At 64.3% G+C, this 22,061-nt stretch carries 21 protein-coding genes and 1 pseudogene; 14 read left to right on the top strand and 8 right to left on the bottom strand.

Annotated features, from left to right (window positions below):
- Nucleotides 1-151 precede the first annotated feature (151 nt).
- The 3 genes from ACFQU1_RS20140 to ribB all read left to right on the top strand — a co-directional run bounded on the left by ACFQU1_RS20140 (nt 152) and on the right by ribB (nt 3,317).
- The gene (locus tag ACFQU1_RS20140) at nt 152-430 is read left to right on the top strand and encodes a hypothetical protein (protein WP_378136006.1); all 279 of its coding nucleotides are present in this window, start codon (nt 152-154) and stop codon (nt 428-430) included.
- A gap of 403 nt (nt 431-833) precedes the next feature.
- Nucleotides 834-1,952, top strand: a complete 1,119-nt coding sequence (gene aroC, locus ACFQU1_RS20145; protein WP_378136008.1) for a chorismate synthase — start codon at nt 834-836, stop codon at nt 1,950-1,952.
- A 78-nt stretch (nt 1,953-2,030) separates the two neighbouring features.
- Nucleotides 2,031-3,317, top strand: a complete 1,287-nt coding sequence (gene ribB, locus ACFQU1_RS20150; RefSeq protein ID WP_378136010.1) for a 3,4-dihydroxy-2-butanone-4-phosphate synthase — start codon at nt 2,031-2,033, stop codon at nt 3,315-3,317.
- Nucleotides 3,318-3,367: 50 nt separating this feature from the next.
- Here ribB and ACFQU1_RS20155 read toward each other — a convergent pair whose 3' ends face one another.
- Entirely contained in the window at nt 3,368-4,297 is a 930-nt protein-coding gene (locus ACFQU1_RS20155; protein ID WP_378136012.1) for a histone deacetylase family protein, read from the bottom strand.
- A 202-nt stretch (nt 4,298-4,499) separates the two neighbouring features.
- Here ACFQU1_RS20155 and ACFQU1_RS20160 point away from each other — a divergent pair, with 202 nt between their 5' ends.
- Nucleotides 4,500-5,090: a L,D-transpeptidase gene (locus ACFQU1_RS20160; protein WP_378136014.1), complete on the top strand. Its 591-nt coding sequence runs from the start codon at nt 4,500-4,502 to the stop codon at nt 5,088-5,090.
- Between the two features lie 530 nt (nt 5,091-5,620).
- Nucleotides 5,621-6,421 (top strand): DUF1499 domain-containing protein, encoded by an 801-nt coding sequence (locus tag ACFQU1_RS20165; RefSeq protein ID WP_378136016.1) that lies wholly within the window; start codon nt 5,621-5,623, stop codon nt 6,419-6,421.
- Between the two features lie 13 nt (nt 6,422-6,434).
- On the opposite strand, the gene ACFQU1_RS20170 is transcribed toward ACFQU1_RS20165, so the two are convergent.
- Complete coding sequence (locus ACFQU1_RS20170) at nt 6,435-7,349, bottom strand: MBL fold metallo-hydrolase (protein ID WP_378136018.1); 915 nt, start codon at nt 7,347-7,349, stop codon at nt 6,435-6,437.
- A gap of 254 nt (nt 7,350-7,603) precedes the next feature.
- Between ACFQU1_RS20170 and ACFQU1_RS20175 the strand changes: the two genes are divergently transcribed.
- Both ACFQU1_RS20175 and ACFQU1_RS20180 read left to right on the top strand, forming a co-directional pair.
- Nucleotides 7,604-8,335: a hypothetical protein gene (locus tag ACFQU1_RS20175; RefSeq protein WP_378136020.1), complete on the top strand. Its 732-nt coding sequence runs from the start codon at nt 7,604-7,606 to the stop codon at nt 8,333-8,335.
- Nucleotides 8,336-8,841: 506 nt separating this feature from the next.
- A complete protein-coding gene (locus ACFQU1_RS20180) occupies nt 8,842-9,780 on the top strand; it encodes a helix-turn-helix domain-containing protein (RefSeq protein WP_378136022.1) in 939 nt (312 codons plus the stop codon).
- Nucleotides 9,781-9,898: 118 nt separating this feature from the next.
- Here ACFQU1_RS20180 and ACFQU1_RS20185 read toward each other — a convergent pair whose 3' ends face one another.
- From ACFQU1_RS20185 to ACFQU1_RS20195, 3 genes are read right to left on the bottom strand one after another with little or no spacing between them, the layout of a single operon-like run.
- On the bottom strand, nt 9,899-10,687 hold the full coding sequence (locus tag ACFQU1_RS20185) for a carbohydrate ABC transporter permease (protein WP_378136791.1): 789 nt from the start codon (nt 10,685-10,687) through the stop codon (nt 9,899-9,901).
- A gap of 32 nt (nt 10,688-10,719) precedes the next feature.
- Nucleotides 10,720-11,640: a carbohydrate ABC transporter permease gene (locus ACFQU1_RS20190; protein WP_378136793.1), complete on the bottom strand. Its 921-nt coding sequence runs from the start codon at nt 11,638-11,640 to the stop codon at nt 10,720-10,722.
- A gap of 24 nt (nt 11,641-11,664) precedes the next feature.
- A complete protein-coding gene (locus ACFQU1_RS20195) occupies nt 11,665-12,990 on the bottom strand; it encodes an ABC transporter substrate-binding protein (protein ID WP_378136024.1) in 1,326 nt (441 codons plus the stop codon).
- Nucleotides 12,991-13,173: 183 nt separating this feature from the next.
- On the opposite strand from ACFQU1_RS20195, the gene ACFQU1_RS20200 reads away from it, so the two are divergent.
- From ACFQU1_RS20200 to ACFQU1_RS20210, 3 genes are all read left to right on the top strand, one after another.
- Nucleotides 13,174-14,064 (top strand): dihydrodipicolinate synthase family protein, encoded by an 891-nt coding sequence (locus ACFQU1_RS20200; protein ID WP_378136026.1) that lies wholly within the window; start codon nt 13,174-13,176, stop codon nt 14,062-14,064.
- 12 nt (nt 14,065-14,076) lie between these two features.
- Nucleotides 14,077-14,745 (top strand): GntR family transcriptional regulator, encoded by a 669-nt coding sequence (locus tag ACFQU1_RS20205; protein WP_378136028.1) that lies wholly within the window; start codon nt 14,077-14,079, stop codon nt 14,743-14,745.
- Between the two features lie 186 nt (nt 14,746-14,931).
- Nucleotides 14,932-15,207 carry a hypothetical protein gene (locus ACFQU1_RS20210; protein WP_378136031.1) on the top strand — a complete coding sequence of 92 codons (276 nt, stop codon included), beginning with the start codon at nt 14,932-14,934 and terminating at the stop codon, nt 15,205-15,207.
- A gap of 63 nt (nt 15,208-15,270) precedes the next feature.
- Here ACFQU1_RS20210 and ACFQU1_RS20215 read toward each other — a convergent pair whose 3' ends face one another.
- The gene (locus tag ACFQU1_RS20215) at nt 15,271-15,480 is read right to left on the bottom strand and encodes a cold-shock protein (RefSeq protein ID WP_378136033.1); all 210 of its coding nucleotides are present in this window, start codon (nt 15,478-15,480) and stop codon (nt 15,271-15,273) included.
- A gap of 287 nt (nt 15,481-15,767) precedes the next feature.
- A complete protein-coding gene (locus tag ACFQU1_RS20220; protein ID WP_378136035.1) occupies nt 15,768-16,196 on the bottom strand; it encodes a TIGR01244 family sulfur transferase in 429 nt (142 codons plus the stop codon).
- A 300-nt stretch (nt 16,197-16,496) separates the two neighbouring features.
- On the opposite strand from ACFQU1_RS20220, the gene dmeF reads away from it, so the two are divergent.
- Complete coding sequence (dmeF, locus tag ACFQU1_RS20225; protein WP_378136795.1) at nt 16,497-17,489, top strand: CDF family Co(II)/Ni(II) efflux transporter DmeF; 993 nt, start codon at nt 16,497-16,499, stop codon at nt 17,487-17,489.
- Here the strand turns inward: dmeF and ACFQU1_RS20230 are convergent.
- Nucleotides 17,486-18,805: a chloride channel protein gene (locus ACFQU1_RS20230; protein ID WP_378136797.1), complete on the bottom strand. Its 1,320-nt coding sequence runs from the start codon at nt 18,803-18,805 to the stop codon at nt 17,486-17,488. The genes dmeF and ACFQU1_RS20230 overlap by 4 nt on opposite strands.
- A gap of 167 nt (nt 18,806-18,972) precedes the next feature.
- On the opposite strand from ACFQU1_RS20230, the gene ACFQU1_RS20235 reads away from it, so the two are divergent.
- The 3 genes and pseudogenes from ACFQU1_RS20235 to ACFQU1_RS20245 form a co-directional block, all read left to right on the top strand.
- Nucleotides 18,973-19,887, top strand: coding sequence for a GNAT family N-acetyltransferase (locus ACFQU1_RS20235; protein ID WP_378136037.1), 915 nt, complete (start codon nt 18,973-18,975; stop codon nt 19,885-19,887).
- A 320-nt stretch (nt 19,888-20,207) separates the two neighbouring features.
- Nucleotides 20,208-21,647: an FAD-binding oxidoreductase gene (locus tag ACFQU1_RS20240; protein ID WP_378136039.1), complete on the top strand. Its 1,440-nt coding sequence runs from the start codon at nt 20,208-20,210 to the stop codon at nt 21,645-21,647.
- 147 nt (nt 21,648-21,794) lie between these two features.
- Nucleotides 21,795-22,013: pseudogene (locus tag ACFQU1_RS20245) on the top strand (winged helix-turn-helix domain-containing protein); the annotation flags it as partial.
- Nucleotides 22,014-22,061 lie beyond the last annotated feature (48 nt).

Raw genomic sequence — 22,061 nt, forward strand, 5'->3', positions numbered from 1 at the left:
TGTTCCTGACGGCACTCGACCGCCATATGCTTTTAACATGGGGCGGTGCCCCCCGTTATTCAACCCGACCGCTTTCGGGCGTGAGCAGTTTTGGTATGCCTTCGGCTCAGTGAGCGGCCGATCTCTGGTTCATAAGATCAGGTTTAGGTAAGTGAAAGCCTATCGCCGCAAGTGGTTTGCGGATCGCCCGCACGATGAGAAGGTGAGGAGAGAGATGATGCATTTGCACAATGATGTGACCAGTCGCGTGGGGGGAGGAACTTGGACCTACTTTCCTGGAGCGCTGAGCTTCTTGGATGCGCAAGAGGGCGGCGATTGCGCCTATCGGAACTGTCGTGGCTTCGATATCGACCCGGCAATGCCGTGGCTTGCCATGCACGGATGGGACGACCTTCGCGATGACCATCAGAGCGCTCTCGCTATTGGCTGACCGCGAATGGACGGTGGCATCTGCAAGGCGAATTTTAAGACAGGAAGCGTTTGAACAGGGCGGATCAGGATATGAGACGGTTGGGACCAGAAGCATTGGACCAGGTTTCGGGCGGATTCCGACCAGGTGAGTATAGCTGGACCATCGCGCAGACCTGGGGAGCACTGCGGCGGCGGCGGCCGTCGCGACATCGCAAACCGGCGAGCACGGAATGCGCGGAGGGCGTGAACGCTAGCTGCCGTGCGCGCGCTTTGCGCGGCGGCCTCCTCACATTCCGGTGAGTGGAGCGTCCCGCCTTCGGTCATCGGCCCTCCCGGGGGGCCGCTCCGGGGTCGTCCTGAGGCCGCATTTGACCCTCATGCCCTTGCGTGGCTAAGAAGCGGGTGCATCGCTCGAGGATCGCATGTCCCACAACAGCTTCGGCCATCTCTTCCGCGTCACGACCTTCGGCGAGAGCCACGGTCCGGCGATAGGCTGCGTCGTGGACGGCTGTCCGCCGCGCATCCCGCTGACCGAAGCCGATATCCAGGCCGAGCTCGACCGCCGGCGACCGGGCCAGTCGCGCTTCACGACGCAGCGCCGCGAGCCCGATACGGTCAAAATTCTCTCCGGCGTCTTTGAGGACGAGGCGACGGGCCAGCAGGTGACCACCGGGACGCCGATTGCCCTTCTCATTGAGAATGTCGATCAGCGCTCGAAAGACTACGGCGAGATCAAGAACAGCTATCGCCCGGGTCACGCCGATTTCACCTATGACATTAAATACGGCATCCGTGATTATCGCGGTGGTGGCCGCTCCTCGGCGCGTGAGACGGCGATGCGGGTTGCCGCCGGCGCCATCGCGCGGCGTGTCCTGCCCGGCCTCCTGGTGCGCGGCGCGCTCGTCCAGGTAGGCCCGCATGCGATCGATCGGGCGGGGTGGGATTGGGAGGAGGTCGGCCGCAATCCCTTCTTCTGCCCGGATGCGAAGGCGGCGGAGCGCTTCGCCGACTATCTCGACGGCGTACGCAAGCGCGGATCCTCGGTAGGCGCCGTCATCGAGATCGTGGCGGAGGGCGTGCCGCCTGGCCTCGGTGCGCCCATCTATGGCAAGCTCGACAGCGATATCGCCGCCGCGCTCATGAGCATCAATGCCGTCAAGGGAGTGGAAATCGGCGAGGGCTTCGCTGCCGCCGCCCTCTCGGGGGAAGAGAATGCCGACGAGATGCGCCCCGGCAACGATGGCCCCTCGTTCCTTTCCAATCACGCCGGTGGCATTCTCGGCGGCATCTCGACGGGTCAGCCGGTGGTCGCCCGCTTCGCAGTCAAGCCGACCTCCTCCATATTGAGCCCGCGCCGGTCGCTCAACCGCTTCGGGCGCGAGGTCGAGGTCATGACCAAGGGGCGGCACGATCCCTGCGTCGGCATCCGCGCCGTTCCGGTTGGGGAAGCCATGGTGGCCTGCGTGATGGCAGACCACTTTTTGCGCCATCGCGGGCAGGTGGGGACGACTTTCCCCTGGCCGCGCGAGGCGAGCATTTAGCCATACTAAATGCTTATACCGGGAAGGCTTGGCAGGAATTCATTTGCATTAAATGGGGCGTGGACGTAGCGTCCCGCCATGAAGCTGATGAATTGGCTTTCCCGACATGGCGTGAGCCGCGCGGAGTTCGCGCGGCGCATTGGCCTGACGCCGGGGGCGGTCACCCAGCTTTGTAACAACGAAGCGGCCTGGCTCAGCCGGGAGACGGCGCTGCTGATCGTGCGGGAGACCCGGGGCGCGGTCACGCCGAACGACTTTCTGATGAACAAGTCCGGTGCGAAGGAGGCTTTCGTGGCCGATAGCGTGATTGAGGCGATCGAGGCATTCGGTCGTGGCGAAATCGTCGTCGTAATGGACGACGACGATCGGGAGAACGAAGGCGATCTCTTCGTTGCTGCCAGCCTATGCACCCCGGAGAAGATGGCCTTCATCGTCCGGCACACCTCAGGCATTGTCTGTGCGCCGCTGTCCCAGGACGAAGCGCGACGCCTGCGCCTCGATCCGATGGTCGCCTTCAACGACGCGCCGCTCGGCACCGCCTTCACCGTCTCCGTGGACGTGCGCGTCGGAACGACCACCGGCATTTCCGCCGAGGAGCGGACCAATACCGTCCGCGCGCTCGCCAACAACAACATAGGGGCGGAGGACTTCGTCCGGCCCGGCCATGTTTTCCCCTTGATCGCCAAGGATGGTGGTGTGCTCATGCGCTCCGGCCACACCGAGGCCTGCGTGGACCTGTGCCGGCTCGCCGGCCTGCCGGCCGTCGGCGTGCTCGCCGAACTCGTCAATGACGATGGCACGGTGATGCGCGGGCCCCAGGTCGAGGCTTTCGCGCAGATCCATCGGTTGCGCCGCATTTCGGTTGCCGATCTCATCGCCTATCGCCGCACGCGCGAAAAGCTGGTCGAGCGGGTCGCGACCTTTTCGGTCGATACCGATATCGGGCAGCTGACGGCCTATGCTTATCGCACCTCATTCGATCCGGTGCAGCACTACGCATTCGTCTACGGCAGCATCGGCGACGGGCGAAGCATTCCCACCCGCCTGCATCGCTGCGACGTGATTGCGGATGTTCTCGGCGGAGCCCGCGTCATCCATACCTCGCTGCAGCGTTTCAAGGAGGCCGGGCGCGGCGTGCTCGTCTATCTGCGTGACGGAACGGCCGGTGTGCCGACGCTCGTGCCGCAGGAGGCAAAGGCTCGGTCGGAAGAACAGCGCTTGCAGCAGTGGCGCGAGATCGGGCTCGGCGCTCAGATCCTCAAGGACCTCGGCGTCTCCTCCATCCGCCATCTCACCTCGGGACCGCGCACCTATGTCGGGGTTGCCGGATTCGATATCGAGATCGAATCGACGGAAACGGTGTGAGGCAGGCGAGCACGGATCCGTGGCTCGCGCCGGTCAGTGCTCCACCACGGTCAGTGCTCCATGAGTGCCGCCACATGCGCTGCGGCCGAGAGTGCAAGCCCTTGAAGGTCATAGCCGCCTTCCAGGACTGAAACGACACGACCGCCGCACTGGCGGTCGGCAATCGCCAGCACCTCGCGTGTGGCCCAGGCGAAATCCTCTTCGGTCAAATTGAGGCCGGCCAGGGGATCGCGCCAATGGGCATCGAAGCCGGCGGAGATGATGATCAAATCCGGCCTGAAGGCGGAGATCCGCGGAAAGATCGCCACCTCGAGCGCCTCCCGGAAGATTTCGCCGCCATCGCCCGGCGCAAGTGGCGCGTTGATGATGGTGTCGTGTTCGCCGCGTTCCGAGGCCGCGCCGGTTCCCGGATAGAGCGGCATCTGGTGGGTCGAGCAATAGAGCACGCTGGCATCGTCCCAGAAGATATCCTGGGTGCCGTTGCCGTGATGCACGTCCCAATCAAGGATCGCGACCCGTTCGAGACCATGCACGCGCTGGGCGTGCCGTGCCGCCACAGCCGCATTGTTGAAGAAGCAAAAGCCCATGGCGGTCGCCCGTTCGGCATGGTGGCCCGGCGGGCGCACCGCGCAGAAGGCGTTCGCTGCTTGTCCGCGCGCGATCTCGTCGACGGCGAGCACCGCCGCCCCGGCCGCGCGAAGGGCTGCTTCGTAGCTCCCCGGCGACATAAAGGTGTCGGCATCGATCTGGGCAATGCCTTCGCTCGGCGAACGCGCCGCGATCTCGGCGACAAAGGCGGCGGGGTGGACGAGCGTCAGGCTGTCGTCCGAGGCGGTTGGGGCGGAAAGTCGCTGCAGCCCGGTGAAGCGCTCCTGCGCAAGGGCGTCCTCAATCGCGACGAGGCGGTCAGGCCGCTCCGCATGACCGGGGGGCACCGCGTGACCTTGGAAAGCCGAATGGCTGATCAACAGCGTCGTCACGCCGGAAGTTCCTTCATTGCTCGATCTTGCAGCGGCGGAGCGTGCTGTCTATGCCACGCTTCTTCGCATTTACGGATAACAAGGAGCAATTACCGAGACTTTTCATTGAGTCGACTCCTGCCGCGCGGCTAATCCAATCTTGGAAAAATTATGTGCGTGATTCGCCTTTTCCACGGATCGCTGATCGGGGGCTGCCGACGTCATGCGTTTCAAGATCTTTTTTGCTCTAGCCTTGGCCGCGGCCGCCTTGAGTGGTTGCAACTTTAAACCGGTTCCGGATCCTGCGGTCTCCAGTCGCGATACGGAATGGATGGCGCTCATGCCGAAGGCGCCGGTCGATCCTCTCTTTGCGCGCTATGAGATCGACGACCCGACGGGCGAGCCGCCCGGCACCATCGTCATCAAGCAGAAGGAGCGGCAGCTCTACTACGTCCTGCCGAACAAGCGCGCGATCCGCTACGGCGTCGCCGTCGGCGACGAAGCCTACGGCTGGACGGGAACAGCCACTGTCGCCCGCAAGGCCGAGTGGCCCAACTGGAACCCGCCGGCCGAGATGAAAGCGCGCTGGCCCCATGTCCACTTCACGGCAGGCGGCCCCAACAATCCGCTCGGTGCTCGGGCCCTCTATCTCTATGACGACAAGGGGCACGATACGCTCTACCGCATCCACGGCACGAACGAGCCGGAGAAGATCGGGCAAGCTGTCTCATCCGGTTGCATCCGCATGCGCAACCTGGATGTCATAGACCTCTATAATCGTGTTCCGGCCGGCACCCGCGTGATCGTGATGTAGATCGCGCGGCGCCCGCGGCCGGGCGGCAGAATGCCGCCTCGCCGTCAGGGCGCAAAGCGCGAAGCCGGCCGGTGGTTCACAGTCGATCGCTTCGCCTCGATAGCATTCGAAGCGCCTGCGGGTCGTCCGACGGACGCCGCAGCGGCCACCGCCGGGATTCCGATGGAGCGGAAACCGGGCGTGCAGGAACTCGCCTGCGGCTGATGTCGGTCCTTCTCATGTCGTTCTGTCATAGCCAAACCTCCCACGGATCCATCCTCGACGGCCCACGCCGCCGATACACTTGATGGTCGCATAGCAAACCAGACAACCCCTTGACGGAGTTGCGGCAATCTGGTGGCAAACCTTTAGGCCCCAGGCTTTTTGTCTCTCGTGGATAATAAATTCTTATCGTGCTGCGGCTTGGCCATGCAGGATGCGGTGGCCCCGGCGGTTCGGCCTCGATCGCGTCAATTGTTCACGTCCCAGCTACCACGATCGGCTATAAAGGCCTGAGATCACACAAGGCCTTCTGGAGGCGAGAACAGGGCATGCGGCGCGTGAGGATCGAGGAGCCGGTGACGCGGGCGGCCGTTGCAAGCCGCAGGCTCGGCTGGTTCGCCCTGATGATGATGGTCATCGGGATCACCCTTCTGCGATCCGGCAAGATCGGCCTTCAGGATGCACTTGCGGTTCTTGCCGTCGCGCCCATCATTGCGCTCCTTGCCGTCCTTCTAGCCGTCGCCGCTTTCATGTGGATCTGGCGGGATGGATGCAGCGGGCTGCGCCAGGCCGTGGTTGGTCTCATGCTCGGGCTCCTCGTCCTCGCGGCGCCCGGCTTTCTCGTCTATGAGGGCGTTCACCAGCGCCGGCCCCACGACGTCACGACGGATCCGACCGATCCGCCGGCTTTTTCCCGCTCCCGCGCCGCACTGGAAGCCCGCCAGGGCATCGTGCCGTCCCAAAGCGCGAATGCCGTTCGGCCCGTTGCCTCATCGGACGACGTGCCGATCGAGCCGCTCGATCTTGATATGTCGCCGGTTGAGGCTCAGGAGGCCGCATTGCGCGTCGCACACGCGCTCGGCTGGAATGTCTTAGAAACCGTGCCGGCCGGTGGACGCCGCGGTATCGGCCATATCGACGCCGTCGATCACGCGCCTTGGCTCAACCTGCCGATCGACGTCACCGTGCGGCTGAAACCTCTGCCGCGCGGCGTGCGCGTCGATGTGCGAGCCGTTGTGCGTCACAGCGTGCAGGGCTTTGCGCTCGCTGCCGCGGAAAGCCCCGTCAGCCGTTTTTTGGATGGGCTCGCCGAAGAAGCGGAGCAGGCGGATGCCGGCCCAGCGAGCTGATGTCAACGGATGGTCAGCTTGAATTCGGGCGGTACAGCGCCGTGAGCGTCGGGGCGCCTTCGGCTAGGACGAGCCCGCGGGCCAGCAGATCCTCGATATGCGCGAAGACGGAGAGGGCCGCAGCCGGCCGCAGCGCCGGATTGAGCGTTTTGTAGAGCGCTGCGACGATGGCGGCGATGCTGCTGTCGCCGGCCTCGATCCGCCCGAGAATGGCGGCTTCCCTTTGTCGGCGATGCTGGATGAGCCCACGCAGGAAGCTCTGCGGATCGCGAACCGGCCCGCCGTGTCCGGGCCAGTAAATGGCGTCCGTGCGCGCCTGCAGGCGCGCGAGGGACGCCATATAGGCTGCCATCGAACCGTCCGGTGGAGCAACGACGGTCGTCGACCAGGCCATGACATGATCACCGGACAAAAGCGCCTTCGTTTCGGCCAGGGCGAAGGCGAGGTGATTGGCCGTGTGGCCCGGCGTGGCCACCGCCGTCAGCGTCCAATCCGGACCAGTGACCATATCGCCATCGGCCATCTCGACATCGGGGCGATAGTCTCGATCGACCCCCGATTCGGACGGCCGGCTTTCTCCTTCGAGCCATGACCGAAACGGCCGGTGCGGTCCGCAACCGACGATCGGTGCGCCTGTCGCTTCGCGGATGGCGACAGCCGCCGGCGAATGATCGCGATGGGTATGGGTGACTACGATATGCGTCACCCTCTCCCGATCGACGGCTTCAAGCAGTGCCGCGATATGCGCGTGAATGGCCGGCCCGGGATCGACGATCGCCACCTGTCCTCGGCCGACGATATAGCTGCAGGTGCCCTTGAACGTGAAAGGGCTGGGATTGGGAGCGACGATCCGGCGCAACTGCGGCGCGACCTCGTCGACGATGCCCGGATTGATCTCGATCTCCCCCTCGAAGGGTATGTCGCTCACGCTCGCATTCCTTGAGCTACTCACTGATTAGCCCGGCCGTGCACCATAGCAACAGCCGCTGGCGGGGTGAATTCTTCATTGCACGAACAAATGGTTAATTCTCGCGCCGGCTGCAACGCCTGTTGCATCCCTCGCCACGCGATCATGTTCCGTGTGGGTCCATGGTTCGTCAACTAGCGGTTGAAATTGCGGCCATTTGGGACGGAGGAGACCGGTGTCTTCGCCACCAGCGGTCGGCCGGGCGAGGATGAACGATGTCCAAAATGATGAAATTCGCCGGTTGCGTTGCGCTGATTCTGGGGACGGTCTACGCGGTGGTCATGGCGCTCGACGCGAGTTCCATGGACGCACAGGCTCAGAAGGCGGACGCCGACACGCCGGCAGCGCCAGTCAAGAAGCCGCCAAGACCGAAGCCGGCGGTGGCGAAGAAGCCACCGGCCAAGCCAAAACCTCCTGAAGCAGCGGAAGAGCAAGCTGCCCCGGCAGAAAGCCCGGCGCCAAGCAGCGTGGAGGCGGCGGCTCAGGCTCAGCCGAAGATTCCACTCTACGCCCAGCACGCGTTGCAGGCCGGCGCGCAGACCTGTGCGCCGATCGTCAACCATCTCGGCAATATCGCGGCGGACACGGACTACGGCGTCCAGTCCGTATGGAATCGGGAAGAGCCAAACCAGCACATGTTCTGGCAGCTGTTGGGGATGCACTATAAAGGTCGGCCGGGGCTCGACAAGGCGAGCAGTATTCTGATCGCCGCCCCCGTGACGCCCCAGAGTTGCGAAGGCGTTCTCGTCCAGGTCATCCCGAGTTCCCGCAGTTGCGGTGCCATCGAAGAGAGCTTGAGTAAGGAAGGGGGCAAGCCTGTCGACATTCTCGGGGGCGTGCACAACCTGCTTTCGGTGCGCGGTGAAAGGGTCATGCTTCTGCCCTCGGGACGCTCCTGCGTGATCGTCAGCATGACGGGAGCGCAGTCGCAGCCCACGTCGCAATAGTGTCGTGCCTGTACGTCTCTGCGGACTTTTTTCTAAGGGGCGCCCTGTCGGGCGCCCCGCCTTTTTTGGCTCGGCGCAAGAGAGTGCGGCGATCGGGGATCGGCCTTTCTGCGCAGAAAGCGCGCAGCGCCTGAGTCAAGAACAAAATCTATATCAACCGGCGCATAATTTGATTCCATTCGCGCTATGGTTGTGCGAATTTCAACGCGTTCCGTAGACGTATCTCCCACAACTCCAAAGGACAGAATTGGCACTCGCGCGCAATCATCGCGCGTGCCGATGCTGATCCCTTGGCTCGATAAGATTAATTTCATATTGACAAGATTACGTGACATATTCGTATCGGTTTAAATGTCTACTTATAATATCTCACAAAACATAATCTTCGGGGGTAAATTGCGATGTCTGCCATCTTCTGTGCCGTATTTGCATTGCTGTGAATGCCATCACTGTCCAGATTTTCTGCTCTCTCTCGCAATCAGCGAAGTGGCGTAGCAGGGCATGTCATGACAAATCAGGAAACAACCAGCGAATTAGGAAAAATAATAAATAGAAACTATTCTGAGTACGATAAGCCCTTCCGTGACGAGTTTTGCAATGATCTGCTCAGATCATCGTTCGAACCGCAGGAGGAGGGCCGGTTCTCAGCAAAAACCCAGGCGGCAATCTTCGATGATGGGCGTGTCATCAGCGCGACGTTGACGACTGGTGTCATCAAGCGAAATGCAAAGCTTGTCGCTTCGGAAGCCACGAACCTCATTGCCATCAATGTCGTTCGCGGCCAGGCGAGGCTCACCTGCGATGGCCGAATGATGATGATCGACCCGTTGTCGGTCGCTGTCGTTCATGCCGATTGTCCCTTCAACCTGGAAATTTTGCCGGGAACTGGGGAGACCACCATATCGTGGATCGAGCTCGCAAGCGTCGTGGATCTTCGTTCGATGATCCGCAGCAAGTCCGTGACGGTGAGTTCCAACGCGCTTAGCGAGTACATGACGTTCTTTGTGGAATTCTTTTTGAAATATGGTCACGGTGAAATATCACGTTATCTCGACCTTTCCATTCGCCAGAGCGTCGTCGAAATGTTGCGTGCCTTTCTGCGGGATCAGGTTGCCCGCGAGGACGGCAGCAACAAGGCGCGATTGGCAAACGAGATTATCGACTACATCAAGCAAAATCTCGAGTCCCATGATTTAGGGGCCGCGAAGATCTCGCGGAATTTCAATATTTCCCAGCGTAAATTGTACAAAATTTTCGAGGATTCGGGTTTATCGCTGCGCGACACGATCCTTCACTATCGGCTCGAAGCGGCTCGCAAGGAACTCGCTTCGACCACCGAAAAGAAGATCATCAATATCGCTTTCGACAGTGGTTTCAACGACGTTTCCACTTTCTACCGCAACTTCAAGCGCAAATACGGCTATTCGCCGCGTCATACGCCTTGAGGAGCACAACCGGCTGACGGGGGCGTTTGCCGCCTCCGGCGCTGTCCAGAACTGCGGGAGCCCGGTCGCGACAGCGTCCGGGCTCGCCTTTATGGATCGCCTGACAAGCTTGATCGGCTCAGCCGCCCTTCACCGCGCCGGCCGTCAGGCCGGCGACGATCTGGCGTTGGGCGAAGACCGTGAGCAGCAGCACCGGCAGGGTGACGATCAGCGCCGCCGCGGCGAGGGGGCCCCAGCTCAGTTGCTCGAAGGAAATCATATTGTAGACGGCGACCGGCAGGGTACGCGTCTCGCGCCCGGCGAGCACGATGCCGAAGACGAAATTGTTCCAGGAGAAGATGACCGCGAGAATGAAGGCCACCGTCACGCCCGGCTTGGCGATGGGCAGCGCCACGTGGCGGAACACCTGCCAGCGCGAGGCGCCGTCGATGGTGGCTGCTTCTTCCAGCTCCGGCGGCGTCGTCTCGAAATAGCCGATCATGATCCAGATGATGATCGGCACGGTGATGACGAGGTGGATGATGATCTGCGGCCAGAGCGTGCCCATGAGGCCGAGCCACTGAAACAGCAGGAAGAGCGGAATGAGGTAGGAAAGCCCGGGCGTCATGCGCGCGATCAGGATGATGATGGCCGAGCGGGTCGCCTTCATCCGCGCGATGCCATAGCCCGCCGGCACGCCGACGATGAGCCCGAGCAGCGTTGCCGTGCCGGTCACGATCAGGCTGTTCATGAAGAACCGCGGAAACCGGTTTGATTCAAACACCGCGGCATAGTTCTGCCAGGCGAAATGCTCGGGGATGAGGATGGGCGGATAGGCGGCGTTGTCGACCTCGTATTTGAGCGACAGCGACAGCATCCAGACGAAGAACAGGACCGCCGGCGAGACGATGATGACGACGGCCAGCATCAGAAGAGTGCGATCGAGAAGCGAGCGGATGTTCACAGCGCGCCTCCCACATCCGTCCATTTCGTGCGGTTGCGCAGCATGAGGAGGAGTGCCGCCAGCGCGACGACCAGGGCGAAGAACACGACCGCGATCGCCGAGCCATAGCCGATGTCGTAATAGGCGAAGGCGACGCTGTAGAGATAGAGATTGATGGTCTCCGAAGCGGTGCCGGGCCCCCCTTGGGTGATCGCATAGATGATGTCGAAGCTCTTCACCGCATCGATGGTGCGGATGATGGCTGCCACCATCATAAAGGGCGCGATCATCGGCAAGGTGATGTGGACGAACATCTGCCAGCGGCTCGCGCCGTCGATGAGGGCGCTCTCATAGGGCTCGGTCGGGATGGCCGCGAGCCCGCCGAGCAGGATCAGCATGACGAGCGGCGTCCATTGCCAGGTCTCGACCAGCACGAGCGAGGGAATGACCGTCGAGGGCGCAAACACCCATAGCTGTGGTGGCAAGCCGACGAGGGACAGGAGATAGTTCAATACCCCGAGCTGGGGGTGGAACATCATCGTCCAGACGAGGGCGATGGCGACCGGCGTCGCCATCATCGGCATGACGAAGACGCCGCGCAGAAAGCCGCGCAGCGGAAAGCGCGCGTGAAACACCACCGCCGAGATCGTGCCCAGAAGGAGCGGCAGCACGACGGCGAGCACGGTGTAGTAGAGCGTATGGACGGCAGCTTCCGCAAAGCGCGGATCGGTGGGAAGCCTCAGATAATTGGCGAGCCCGACGAAGCTGGACGTGCCGCCGATGGTCCATTGATGAAGGCTCATCCAGAGCGTGAAGGCCCATGGGAAGACGATCACTGCGCCGACGATGATCACCGCCGGCAGCACGAAGGGCCAATAGGACGTCACGCGCCAACGGCCCGTCATCGGACGAGCCGTCGGCGCCGCCGCTTTACCCATTGCAAACTCGGTCATGGGCCAAGATCAGGTGTGTTCGCTGCGCTCGAGCACGGGTTTGAACTGCTCCGTCGCCTTCTTCAGCTCGGCCGCCGGGTCGCCGCCGGACAAAGTGGCGGTCAGCGCCGTGCCGATGATGTCGCGGAATTCGGTGACGGGAATGACGACCGGGAGCCCGAGCCGGCTGATCTTGGCCGAACCCGCCACCGCGTCCACCCATGTGGCCGGCATCTTCACGCCGTTGCGCACCTCCTGATCGTTGAGAATTGAATTGCGGAAGGGCACGCCGCCGCCGGTCTGCAGAAGGCGAGCGCCCATCAGTTTGGAAATCGCCCACTGGCAGTAGAGATAGGCCGCTTCCTTCTTGGAGCTCGTCTCGACGACGCCGATGCCGTCGCCGAAAGTGGCCGAGGCCTGTGCCTTGGGGCCGGCTGGCATCACGCCATAGCCCACCTTGCCGACGATGCGCGACTTCGTCGGGTCCTCGAGCGGCGGGGCGAAGCCGACGCCGTCCAGCCACATGCCGACCTTGCCCTGCAGGAAGGCCGACTGGCATTCGGCCCAGTTGAAGCCGGCGATCCCGGGCGGCGCCGCCTTGGTGAGCAGGCGCTGATAGAGCTTGGCGCCCTCGACCGCTTCGGGCGAGTCGGTCGTCAGATTGCCCTGGGCATCCAGGAAGTCGCCGCCATAGCCCAGGAGGAAGCTCGACCACACCGGCACATTGGCGTTGCGCAGGCCGCGCGCCACAAAGCCGAATGTGCGCTCGGACGGGTCGGTGAGGGCCTCCGCGACGCGCACCAACTCCTCGAAATTCTTAGGATATTCAAGCCCCTTCTTCGCGAAGAGATCCTGGTTCCAATAGATGATCCAGTAATCGACCGAAAAAGGCAGCGAGCGCAGCGCCCCTTGCGGGTCCTTGGCATAGAGGAGGCCGGCCGAGGAGAAGTCGGCCTCGGTCAGGTCCGGCGCGGTGAGGTCCGGGTTCTTCAGAAAGGGCGTGAGATCGGCAAGCCAGCCTGCCTTCTCGAACTGCCGCTTCTGAACGTGATAACTCAGATGAACCACGTCGAAGCTCGGTCGGCCGGAGGTGAGCTCGATCACTGCCTTCTGGCGCTGCTGCTGTTCTGGAATCTGCTCGGATTCGACTTCGATGCCGGTGAGGTCGGTGAATTCCTTGGCGTATTTCTCAAGGAGATCGCCGCGCGGGCTCTTGATCAGATTGACCCCGAGCGTGGTGCCCGCAAACTTCTTCCATTGCGGATCGGCGAGCGCGGGAAGCCCAGCCATGCCGAGCGCGCCGGCGGCGAGCGTCCCGGTCAGCATGGTGCGGCGGGTCATGCCAGTGTCGATCATCGGTATCCTCCCCTTGCGATTAGCATTCTCGGCCGTCCCTTGGCGGGACCGTTTGCGCGTCAGGCCGCAGTGTCCCATTCCCCGTGGGAGATGCAACCAGCGCCATTCTTGTCGGTGCCGACAAGGCTTGCAAGCACAAATTCATCCGACTAACATGTTAGCATGTTGTGAGCGGAGATGAAGGTGAACGAGCCCAAGCGCTTTGGCCTTTCCGTGGCCCTGTCCACGCCCTTTGACGAGAGCGGACGGATCGACACGGGCCGGCTGGTGGAGCATGCGCGCTGGTGCCGGGCAGAGGGCTGCAGCAGCGTGACGCTCTTCGGCACGACCGGGGAGGGGGCCTCGATCAGCCTTGCCGAGCGCCATAACGTCTTTTCGGTTCTTGCGAGGGCGGGGATCGCCGGGCCCGAGATCGTCGGGGGCGTTGCGGTCACGTCGGTCGACGACGCGGTTGCGCAGGCGTCGATGGCCCTCGATCAGGACTGCCGGGCGGTTCTCCTGCCGCCGCCCTTTTTCTTCAAGGGCGTTGACGAGGAGGGCGTCTTCGCCTGGTATGCGGCGGTCGTCGAAGGGCTGGGCGCCCGTGCCCGGGACATCCTCCTCTATAATATTCCCTCGATGACAGCGGTCGCCATGCCGCTGACGCTGATCGAGCGTCTCTGTCAGGGCTTTCCGGAGGTTTTCATCGGCGTCAAAGACTCGTCCGGCGATTGGTCTTATACCGAGCGGCTGCTGGCCGCCCATCACGGCCGCGTGATCCTTGTGGGCGACGAGCGCTGCCTGGCGCAGGCCGTGCGCGCCGGCGCGCAAGGTGCGATCTCCGGACTCGCCAATCTCTGCCCGGACCTGCTCTTGCCTTTGGCGAACGAGGGGCGAGAGAACCCGCGCATCAATCGCCTAGTCGACGACATTATCGCTTATCCGGTGATGGCTGCCGTCAAGGCGCTGATCGCCCATCGCCGTGACGACGCCGGCTGGGTCGCCATGCGGCCGCCGCTGACGGAGCTTGCGGCCGCGGATCGTGCGGCGGTCGCCGATCGTTTCGACCGGATAATGGCGACGCCGGCCGCCTGAAAGGAGTTCTCCATGGAGCGCGCGGACGAAGCGCGTGAGCCGCCCAAGCTGCGAGAGAAGGCCTATGACAGCTTCACGCGCCATCTGCTGGCGAGTGCAGTTCGCCCTGGCCAGTTCATCTCGCAGCGTGAGCTGGTGGAACTGACCGGGCTGCCGCTCGGTGCCATTCGCGAACTCGTGCCCCGGCTCGAGGCCGAGGGCCTCATCAAGACGGTGCCGCAACGCGGCATGCAGATCGCCCATATCGACCTCAATCTCATCCGGGAGGCCTACCAGTTCCGGCTCTTTCTGGAGAAGGAGGCGATGGCCGTCTTCGTGGAGACGGCCGCGGCGGAGACGATTGCCGCCCTCAGGGCGCAGCACGAAGACATCCTGGCGCGTGCGGAGCAGGACACGACGCCCGCGCTCGTGGCCGAAGCGCAGAATGTGGACTGGGGCTTCCACGACACGATCATCGACGCCCTGGGCAACGAGATCATCGCCAAGGCCTATCGCGTGAATTCGATCAAGATCCGCCTTATTCGCCAGGAGCTCATCCGTATCGACGGGCTCGTCGCGCCGGTGATGAAAGAGCACCTGACCGTCATCGCGGCGATGGAAACGGGCGATCCCGCCCATGCGGCCGCGGCGCTCGCCAAACATATCGACAATGCGCGCAGCCGGGCTCTCGGCCTGCGCTGAAGACGTCCAGGCGCAAAGCGCCAGCCTCCGCCGAAACGATGGCCGAAGGCGGTATGTTGACACCCGATGGGCGAGTGCCCATCTACGGATGGCTTCGTCGGCCCGTGCCAAGCGCAGGAGGTCTTCCAGGCGTTGGACTTTGGCCAGTTTGCCCGGGAGATCTGCGTGAGGCCGTCAGGATTTTACTTGAGTTTGCTTGGACTGGCCGCTGCCGCCATCGCGGCTGGTGCATCAGTTCCGGCTTTTGCCCAGAGCGGCACCTCGGCCTATCAACCCGATGCGGCGGAGCAGCGCCTCCGGGACGATACGGCGTTGAGTGCATCCAAGGCGCGGCAGGCGCAGACGAAGCGCGACGCCGAATGGGATCGTCGTGCCAGAGCTGCGACGAGCGGCATCTGCACGGGCTGCGATACGCCGATGCGGGCCACGGTCACACCGCGCAAGCCCAACAGGGCGCGCTGAACGTCGCCTTCCAAGCGTGACCGGAACCGATCCCGTGGACCGGCTCCGGCGTGGCGTGCGGCTTCAGGCCTGCTGAAGATTGACCGCAGCTTCCTTGCCCGTCCGGCGATCGGCCTGGACCTCATAGGAAATCTTTTGACCTTCGGCGAGGCCGCGAAGCCCCGAGCGCTCCACCGCACTCACATGGACGAAAACGTCCTTGCCGCCGGCATCCGGCTGGATGAAGCCGTAGCCTTTTTGGTCGTTGAACCACTTAACTGTTCCGGTAGCCATAATGTCGTCCTTCTGCAGTCGCGGCGCCGAGTTGCGCCGGACTCGGTCCGAGAAATAGCTCGCACGGGCGACAATTCCAAATCATCAATCGAAAAAAATCGAGCCCGAGCGCTCATTTTTTTCTCGTCACAGGGCGGTTCTTCCGGCCCGGCCGATATAAAAAATCGTCATAAACCCAGAAAATCGGCAGAGAAAACAACAGATTGTTTTGCCTCGCCGATAACTGGTCAACGGCCGAGCTCACGCCACTCATAAAATCTGCGAAAGCCGGTGCCGGTCAGGGCGCCTCATCCGCGGTGATAGGCGATCCAGCGACCGACGCCCGCGAGGTCGAAGCCGAAACGCGCCCCAAGGTCCTCCGCCTCCTCGACCGTCATATGCCCGTCGAGCACCTCGCCGATCGCCCAGATGGTGAGGGAGCGCGTGCCGGAGCGGCAATGCGCCACCACCGGTCCCGGGCTCGCTGCGATCGCCTCTTGGTTCTGTCGCACGAGTGCTTCGTCGAAGCCGAGCCCGGCGAAGGGCACATGCCTATAGGTGAGCCCAAGCGCCTTGGCGGCCTCTGCCGCTTCCGCCGCGGCTGGCTGGCCCGGCTCCTCGCCATCCGGCCGGTTGTTGATGACGCCGGTCACGCCTTGCGCCTTGAGATCGGCGAGATCGTCCAAGCCGAGCTGCGGGGCGACCCAGAGCTTCTCATTGATCTGAACAGCTTTCATCGAGCGAACTCCACGCATGCCGCCGGACGCCAGGTCGCGGCTTCGGCCTTTGTCATGTGAGATAAGGGACGGCAGGGCCAAGATGCAATCGGACGGCTGCGCGCCGGGCAGGTGAGCGCTATCGCAAGCGCTTGCGCAACGCGCGCCTTTGCCCAACTTAGAGCATGATGACGAGCAGGCTACGTTCTTTCGGCAAGCCACCGATCTACGGCAAGCCACCTGCTTTCGGGGCCACACGACGGAGAGCGCGTTTTGATCGAAGAGCAACGCGCTCCGGATAGGGAAATGACGGGACCGACCATGCACAGCCACTCCATGCATCTTTGGCAGCATGAGCATGTTTTTCTCGGCGAGAGCCATGCCCGGCACGAGCGGCGCACCTGGTGGGTGGTCGGCCTGACGGCGGCGATGATGGTTGCCGAGATCGTCGGCGGCACGATCTTCGGATCCATGGCGCTTGTTGCCGACGGCTGGCACATGTCGACCCATGCGGCCGCGCTCGGCATCGCCGCGCTCGCCTATCGCTTCGCGCGCACCCATGCCCACGATCCGCGCTTTTCCTTCGGCACCGGCAAGGTGGGCGAACTCGCCGCCTTCGCGAGCGCCGTGGTGCTCGCCATCGTCGCCTTGCTGATCGGCTACGAAAGCCTGTTGCGCCTCGTCACGCCGGTTCACATCGACGTCGCCCAGGCGCTGCCGATCGCCGTGGTCGGGCTTTTCGTCAATCTGGCGAGCGCCTGGCTGCTGCATGACGATACCGGCCATGCCCATCACCACGGCCATGATCACGATCATCATCACGACGACGAGCAGGCCCATGGCCACGCCCACCGCGACCACGACACCAATCTGCGCGCCGCCTATGTGCACGTGCTCGCCGACGCACTGACCTCGGTACTGGCGATCGCCGCGCTGCTCGGCGGCCGCTTCTACGGCTTTTTCTGGCTCGACCCGCTGATGGGGCTCGTCGGGACCGTCGTCATCCTCGCTTGGTCCTGGAGCCTGATCCGTTCGGCGGGAGCCGTGCTGCTCGACGCGGTACCGAATGCCGCCCTGGCGCATGAGGTGCGCCGCCGGCTCGAGACAGGCGGGGACCGGGTAGCCGACCTCCATCTGTGGCGGCTGGGGCCGGGGCATACGGGCGTAATCGCCGCGATCGTCTCGGACCATCCACAGCCGCCCACGACCTATAAGGCCAAGCTCGACGGCCTCGAAGGTCTCGCGCATGTGACGATCGAGGTCGAGCCCTGCCCGGACCACGCTCAGCCCCGGCAGATGCCGGCGAATATCTAGCCCTTCGGGACCTCCGGGGGGGCGGCCGCCGCCTCGTGGCGAACGCGCTCCGCCTGCCGGGCGCGTTCCGCCTCGATGAAGCCCCAGGCGAGGCTGCGGTAGAGCGGTTGCGGCGCAACCAGCCGCGAGGTGCCATAGCCCAACATGGCGGCGATCATCAGCGGGATGACGTTGCCGTTGTTGCCCGTCATTTCCAGGATGATGACGAAGGCGGTCATCGGCGCCTGCACCACGCCGGCGAAATAGCCGGCCATGCCGAGCACCACCGCGAGCGAGATGGCATCGCTGCCGAGAACCTCGGCGACCATGCTGCCGAAGCCGGCGCCGACCGCAAGGGCCGGCGCGAAGATGCCGCCGGGAATGCCGGAGAGTGTGGACAGCAGCGAGGAGACGAGCTTGGCGAGCCAGAAGGTCGCGGGCAGCGCCTGGCCTTCCACCGCGCTCTTCGCCTGCTCGTAGCCGGTACCGAAGGTCGCCCCATTGGTCGCGACGCCGATGACGGCGACGGCGAGCCCGCAAAACCCGGCAATGAGCAGGCTGCGCTGCAGCGGATGGGTGGTGATGACCCGCCGCGCCCAGCGCGAGCCCGCAAGAATGGTGCCCGAGAACACGCCGCCGAAGAAGCCGCCGCCGATGCCGCAGACGGCGACCAGCAGCCAGTCGGCCTGCTGCACCACGGTCGCCTGGGTGGAGCCGAAATAGCTGTAATTGCCCACGAGCCCGAGCGAGGCGATGCCGGCGAGGATGACCGCCGTCAGCACGAGGCCGTTGGTGCGCTGCTCGAAGGCACGGCTCATCTCCTCGATGGCGAAGACGACGCCTGCGAGCGGCGTGTTGAAGGCGGCCGAGATGCCGGCCGCCGAGCCCGCCAGGATGAGCCCGCGCTCATGCGCGATCTCGCCGAAACGGGCGAGCCTGAGCATGATCGCCGCGCCGATCTGCACGGTCGGGCCCTCGCGGCCGATGGAGGCGCCGCAGGCGAGCCCGAGGAGCGTCAGCAGGATTTTTCCGGCGGCGATGGGCAGGGCGAGCAGGTGCTGGCGCTCGTCGTGGGTGCGCAGGTGCCGCGCCGCGATGGCCTGCGGAATGCCGCTGCCCTCCGAGCCCGGAAAGACCTTGCGCACCAGCCAGACCGAAACGACGAAGCCGATCGGGGTGAGAAGCAGCGGCGACCACCAGGCCTCCGAGCGCATGCCGTGAAACAAGAGCTGCGCCCAGTCGGCCGCCTTGGCGAAGACGACGCTGATGGCGCCGACGAGAATGGCCCCGACCCAGAACACCAGCCGGCGCCGCCAGGCATGGGGCGACAGCCACATGGCCCGCGGCAGGCGCAACTGCCTCTTCCAACTCACCGATCACGCCCCTTGTGCAAATGCGAAGGCTTGGCTCTACACGGCTTTTGCATGCGCTGCCACTCCGGATGGTTTCGCCTGCCTTGCATCGGTGTTATGTGTTGTCAGTGACAACACTGGAGAGGCGAACCATGGATGCCGTCGCCGAGGTCAGGCGCTTCAACCGCTTCTACACGCGCGTGATCGGGCTTTTGAACAAGCACCTGCCGGAGAGCGATGTCTCGCTCGCCGAGGCGCGGGTGCTCTACGAGCTCGCCAAGGGCGGGCAGGCGACGGCGGCCGAGATCACGCGCCGGCTCGCCATGGACAAGGCGCATGTGAGCCGCATCGTCGCGCGCTTCACCGCGCGCGGCTATCTCACGCGGCGCGTGAGCCCGGCGCACGGCAAGCAGCAGCTCCTGTCGCTGACGCCGGCCGGGCAGGCGGCCTTCGCCGCGCTGGAGCGCGGCACGGTCGCGCAGATCGAGGGCATCGTCGCGCCGCTCGGGGCGCAGTCCCGCGGCCGGCTCGTCAGCGCCATGCACGATATCGAAGGCCTGCTGGCCGGTGCCGCCGGCGGTGCCGGGCCGGTCACCCTGCGCGGCCTCGTGCCCGGCGATATCGGCTGGGTCATCCACCGCCAGGCCGTGCTCTACCATCGCGAATACGGCTGGGACTGGAGCTATGAGGGGCTCGCCGCCGCGATCCTCGCCCGCTTCGTCGCGGATTTCGCCCCCACGCGCGAGGACGCCTGGATCGCCGAGCGCGACGGCGCCATCACCGGCTCCGTCTTCCTCATGAAGACCGACGACCCGGCGATCGGCAAGCTCCGGCTCCTCTATGTGGAGCCTTCCGCGCGCGGCCTCGGGATCGGCCGCAAGCTGGTCGACACCTGCATCGCCCGGGCGCGAGAGCTCGGCTACAGCCGCCTGACGCTCTGGACCAACGACGTGCTCGTTGCGGCCCGGCGCATCTATCAGGCGGCCGGCTTCCGGCTGGTGCACGAGGCGCCGCACCGCGCCTTCGGCCACGATCTCGTCGAGCAGACCTGGGAGCTGAGCCTATAGGGCGCGGCGCGCATGCCGGCGTTACCTCGCCCCGCTTGCGGGGAGAGGTCGGGCGCATCGCGCCCGGGTGAGGGGGAATTCTCGCCATTTACGGCTCTATGCCCCCTCACCCTGTCCCTCTCCCCGCCGGGGAGAGGGGACGCAGACGCCGCGGGCCAGTGCCCCGCCTTCGAGCGAAAATGGCCCCCAAAAGCCGTAGCTCCATCCGCCCAATGACATCAACATCCCGCTTTCGGTCGCATGGCTTGAGCGGCGCCTGACGCGGGCGCACAATCCGCCTCGGCTGGGGCCAGAGGTGAACCCTCACGGGAGGATTACGCATGCAGACCCTGAGCCTGACCACATTGGCGGCGGGAACGGCGACCATCCCCGGTCCGGCGCTCGAAGCGCTCGTCATGCAGCTGCGCGGCCGCACGCTCCAGGCGGACGACATGGCCTATACGGATGCCTGCGCGATCTGGAATGCCATGATCGACCGCCGGCCCGGCCTCATCCTGCGCTGCGCGGGGGCGGCGGATGTCATCAATGCCGTGCGCTTTGCCCGCGACCACGACCTGCTCGTCGCCGTGCGCGGCGGCGGCCACAATATCGCCGGCAATGCCATCTGCGACGGCGGGCTGATGATCGACCTCTCGCAGATGAGGTCGGTGCGCGTCGATCCCACCGCCGAGCGCGCCTGGATCGAGCCCGGCGCGACGCTCGCCGATGTCGACAAGGAAACGCTCGCCTTCGGGATGGTGATCCCGACCGGCATCAATTCCACCACCGGCATCGCCGGCCTCACGCTCGGCGGCGGCTTCGGCTGGCTGACGCGCAAATTCGGCCTCACCATCGACAATCTGCTCTCGGTGGACGTGGTCACGGCCGATAGCGAGTTGCGGCGCGCCAGCGAGACGGAAAACCCCGATCTCTTCTGGGCGCTGCGCGGCGGCGGCGGCAATTTCGGCATCGTCACCGCCTTCGAGTTCAAGCTCAACCGCATGAACCCGCAGGTGCTGTCGGGCCTTGTCGTGCATCCCTTCGCGGATGCGGCGGCCGTGCTGCGCCGCTACCGGGAGGCGCTCGACAATGCGCCGGACGAGCTCACCTGCTGGACGGTGATGCGCAAGGCGCCCCCGCTGCCCTTCCTGCCGGCCGAGTGGCACGGCAAGGAGGTGCTGGTGCTCGCCATGTGCTATTGCGGCGATATGGCCGAGGGCGAGCGGGCAACCGCGGAGCTGCGCGCCATCGGCAACCCCATCGTGGATGTGGTGAGCCCGCACGACTTCCGCGCCTGGCAGCAGGCCTTTGACCCGCTGCTGACGCCCGGCGCCCGCAACTACTGGAAGAGCCACGATTTCACCGAACTGCCGGATGGCGCCATCGACACACTGCTGGAGGCGATCCGCAACCTGCCGGGGCCGGAATGCGAGGTTTTCGTCGGCCATGTCGGCGGCGCGGCCGGGCGCGTGGCACCCGACGCCACCGCCTTCCCGCAGCGCAACACTCATTTCGTCATGAATGTGCATACGCGCTGGCGCGAGCCGGCGATGGATGGGGCCTGCATCGGCTGGGCGCGCGCGCTCTTCGAGGCAATGAAGCCCTATGCGGCCGGCACGGCCTATATCAACTTCATGCCGGAGGACGAGACCGACCGCGTGCAGGCGGCCTATGGCGCCAATTACGCGCGGCTCGTGGATATCAAGCGGCGCTACGACCCCCAAAACATGTTCCGCATGAACCAGAACGTGGCGCCCATGGCGAGCAGCCAGGCAGCTTGAGTTTTTTGGGGGTAGAGGAGGGGGCCCGAACGGGCCCCCGGACGACGGGAGCCGCGGGAGGGGACGCCGCCGGCATTCATTGGCGCGTAGGTTGCTCGTAGCCACCGGGCGCTCTATGCTACCCGGTGAAGACGGCGAGGGGGCGCCTTGGACTCATATCTCGACATTGCGTTGGCGGTGCTGCGGTCAGAACGACGACCGTTAACTCCGCGTGCAATAATGGCCGCAGCGTATCGTGCGGGTATCGTATCATCGCGTCTATACGGAAAGACTCAGCACAAGACACTTGGTGCCCGTCTAAGCGAGGACATTGTCCGGCGACATGATCGTAGCGCTTTTTTCCGGACGGCCCCTGGTAGATACTTCCTACGGGAATTTCTGACCGACACGTCAATTCCGGAAGAGCACCGGCGC

This window comes from Chelatococcus sp. GCM10030263 (genome assembly GCF_042666455.1).
Taxonomy (GTDB): Bacteria; Pseudomonadota; Alphaproteobacteria; order Rhizobiales; family Beijerinckiaceae; genus Chelatococcus.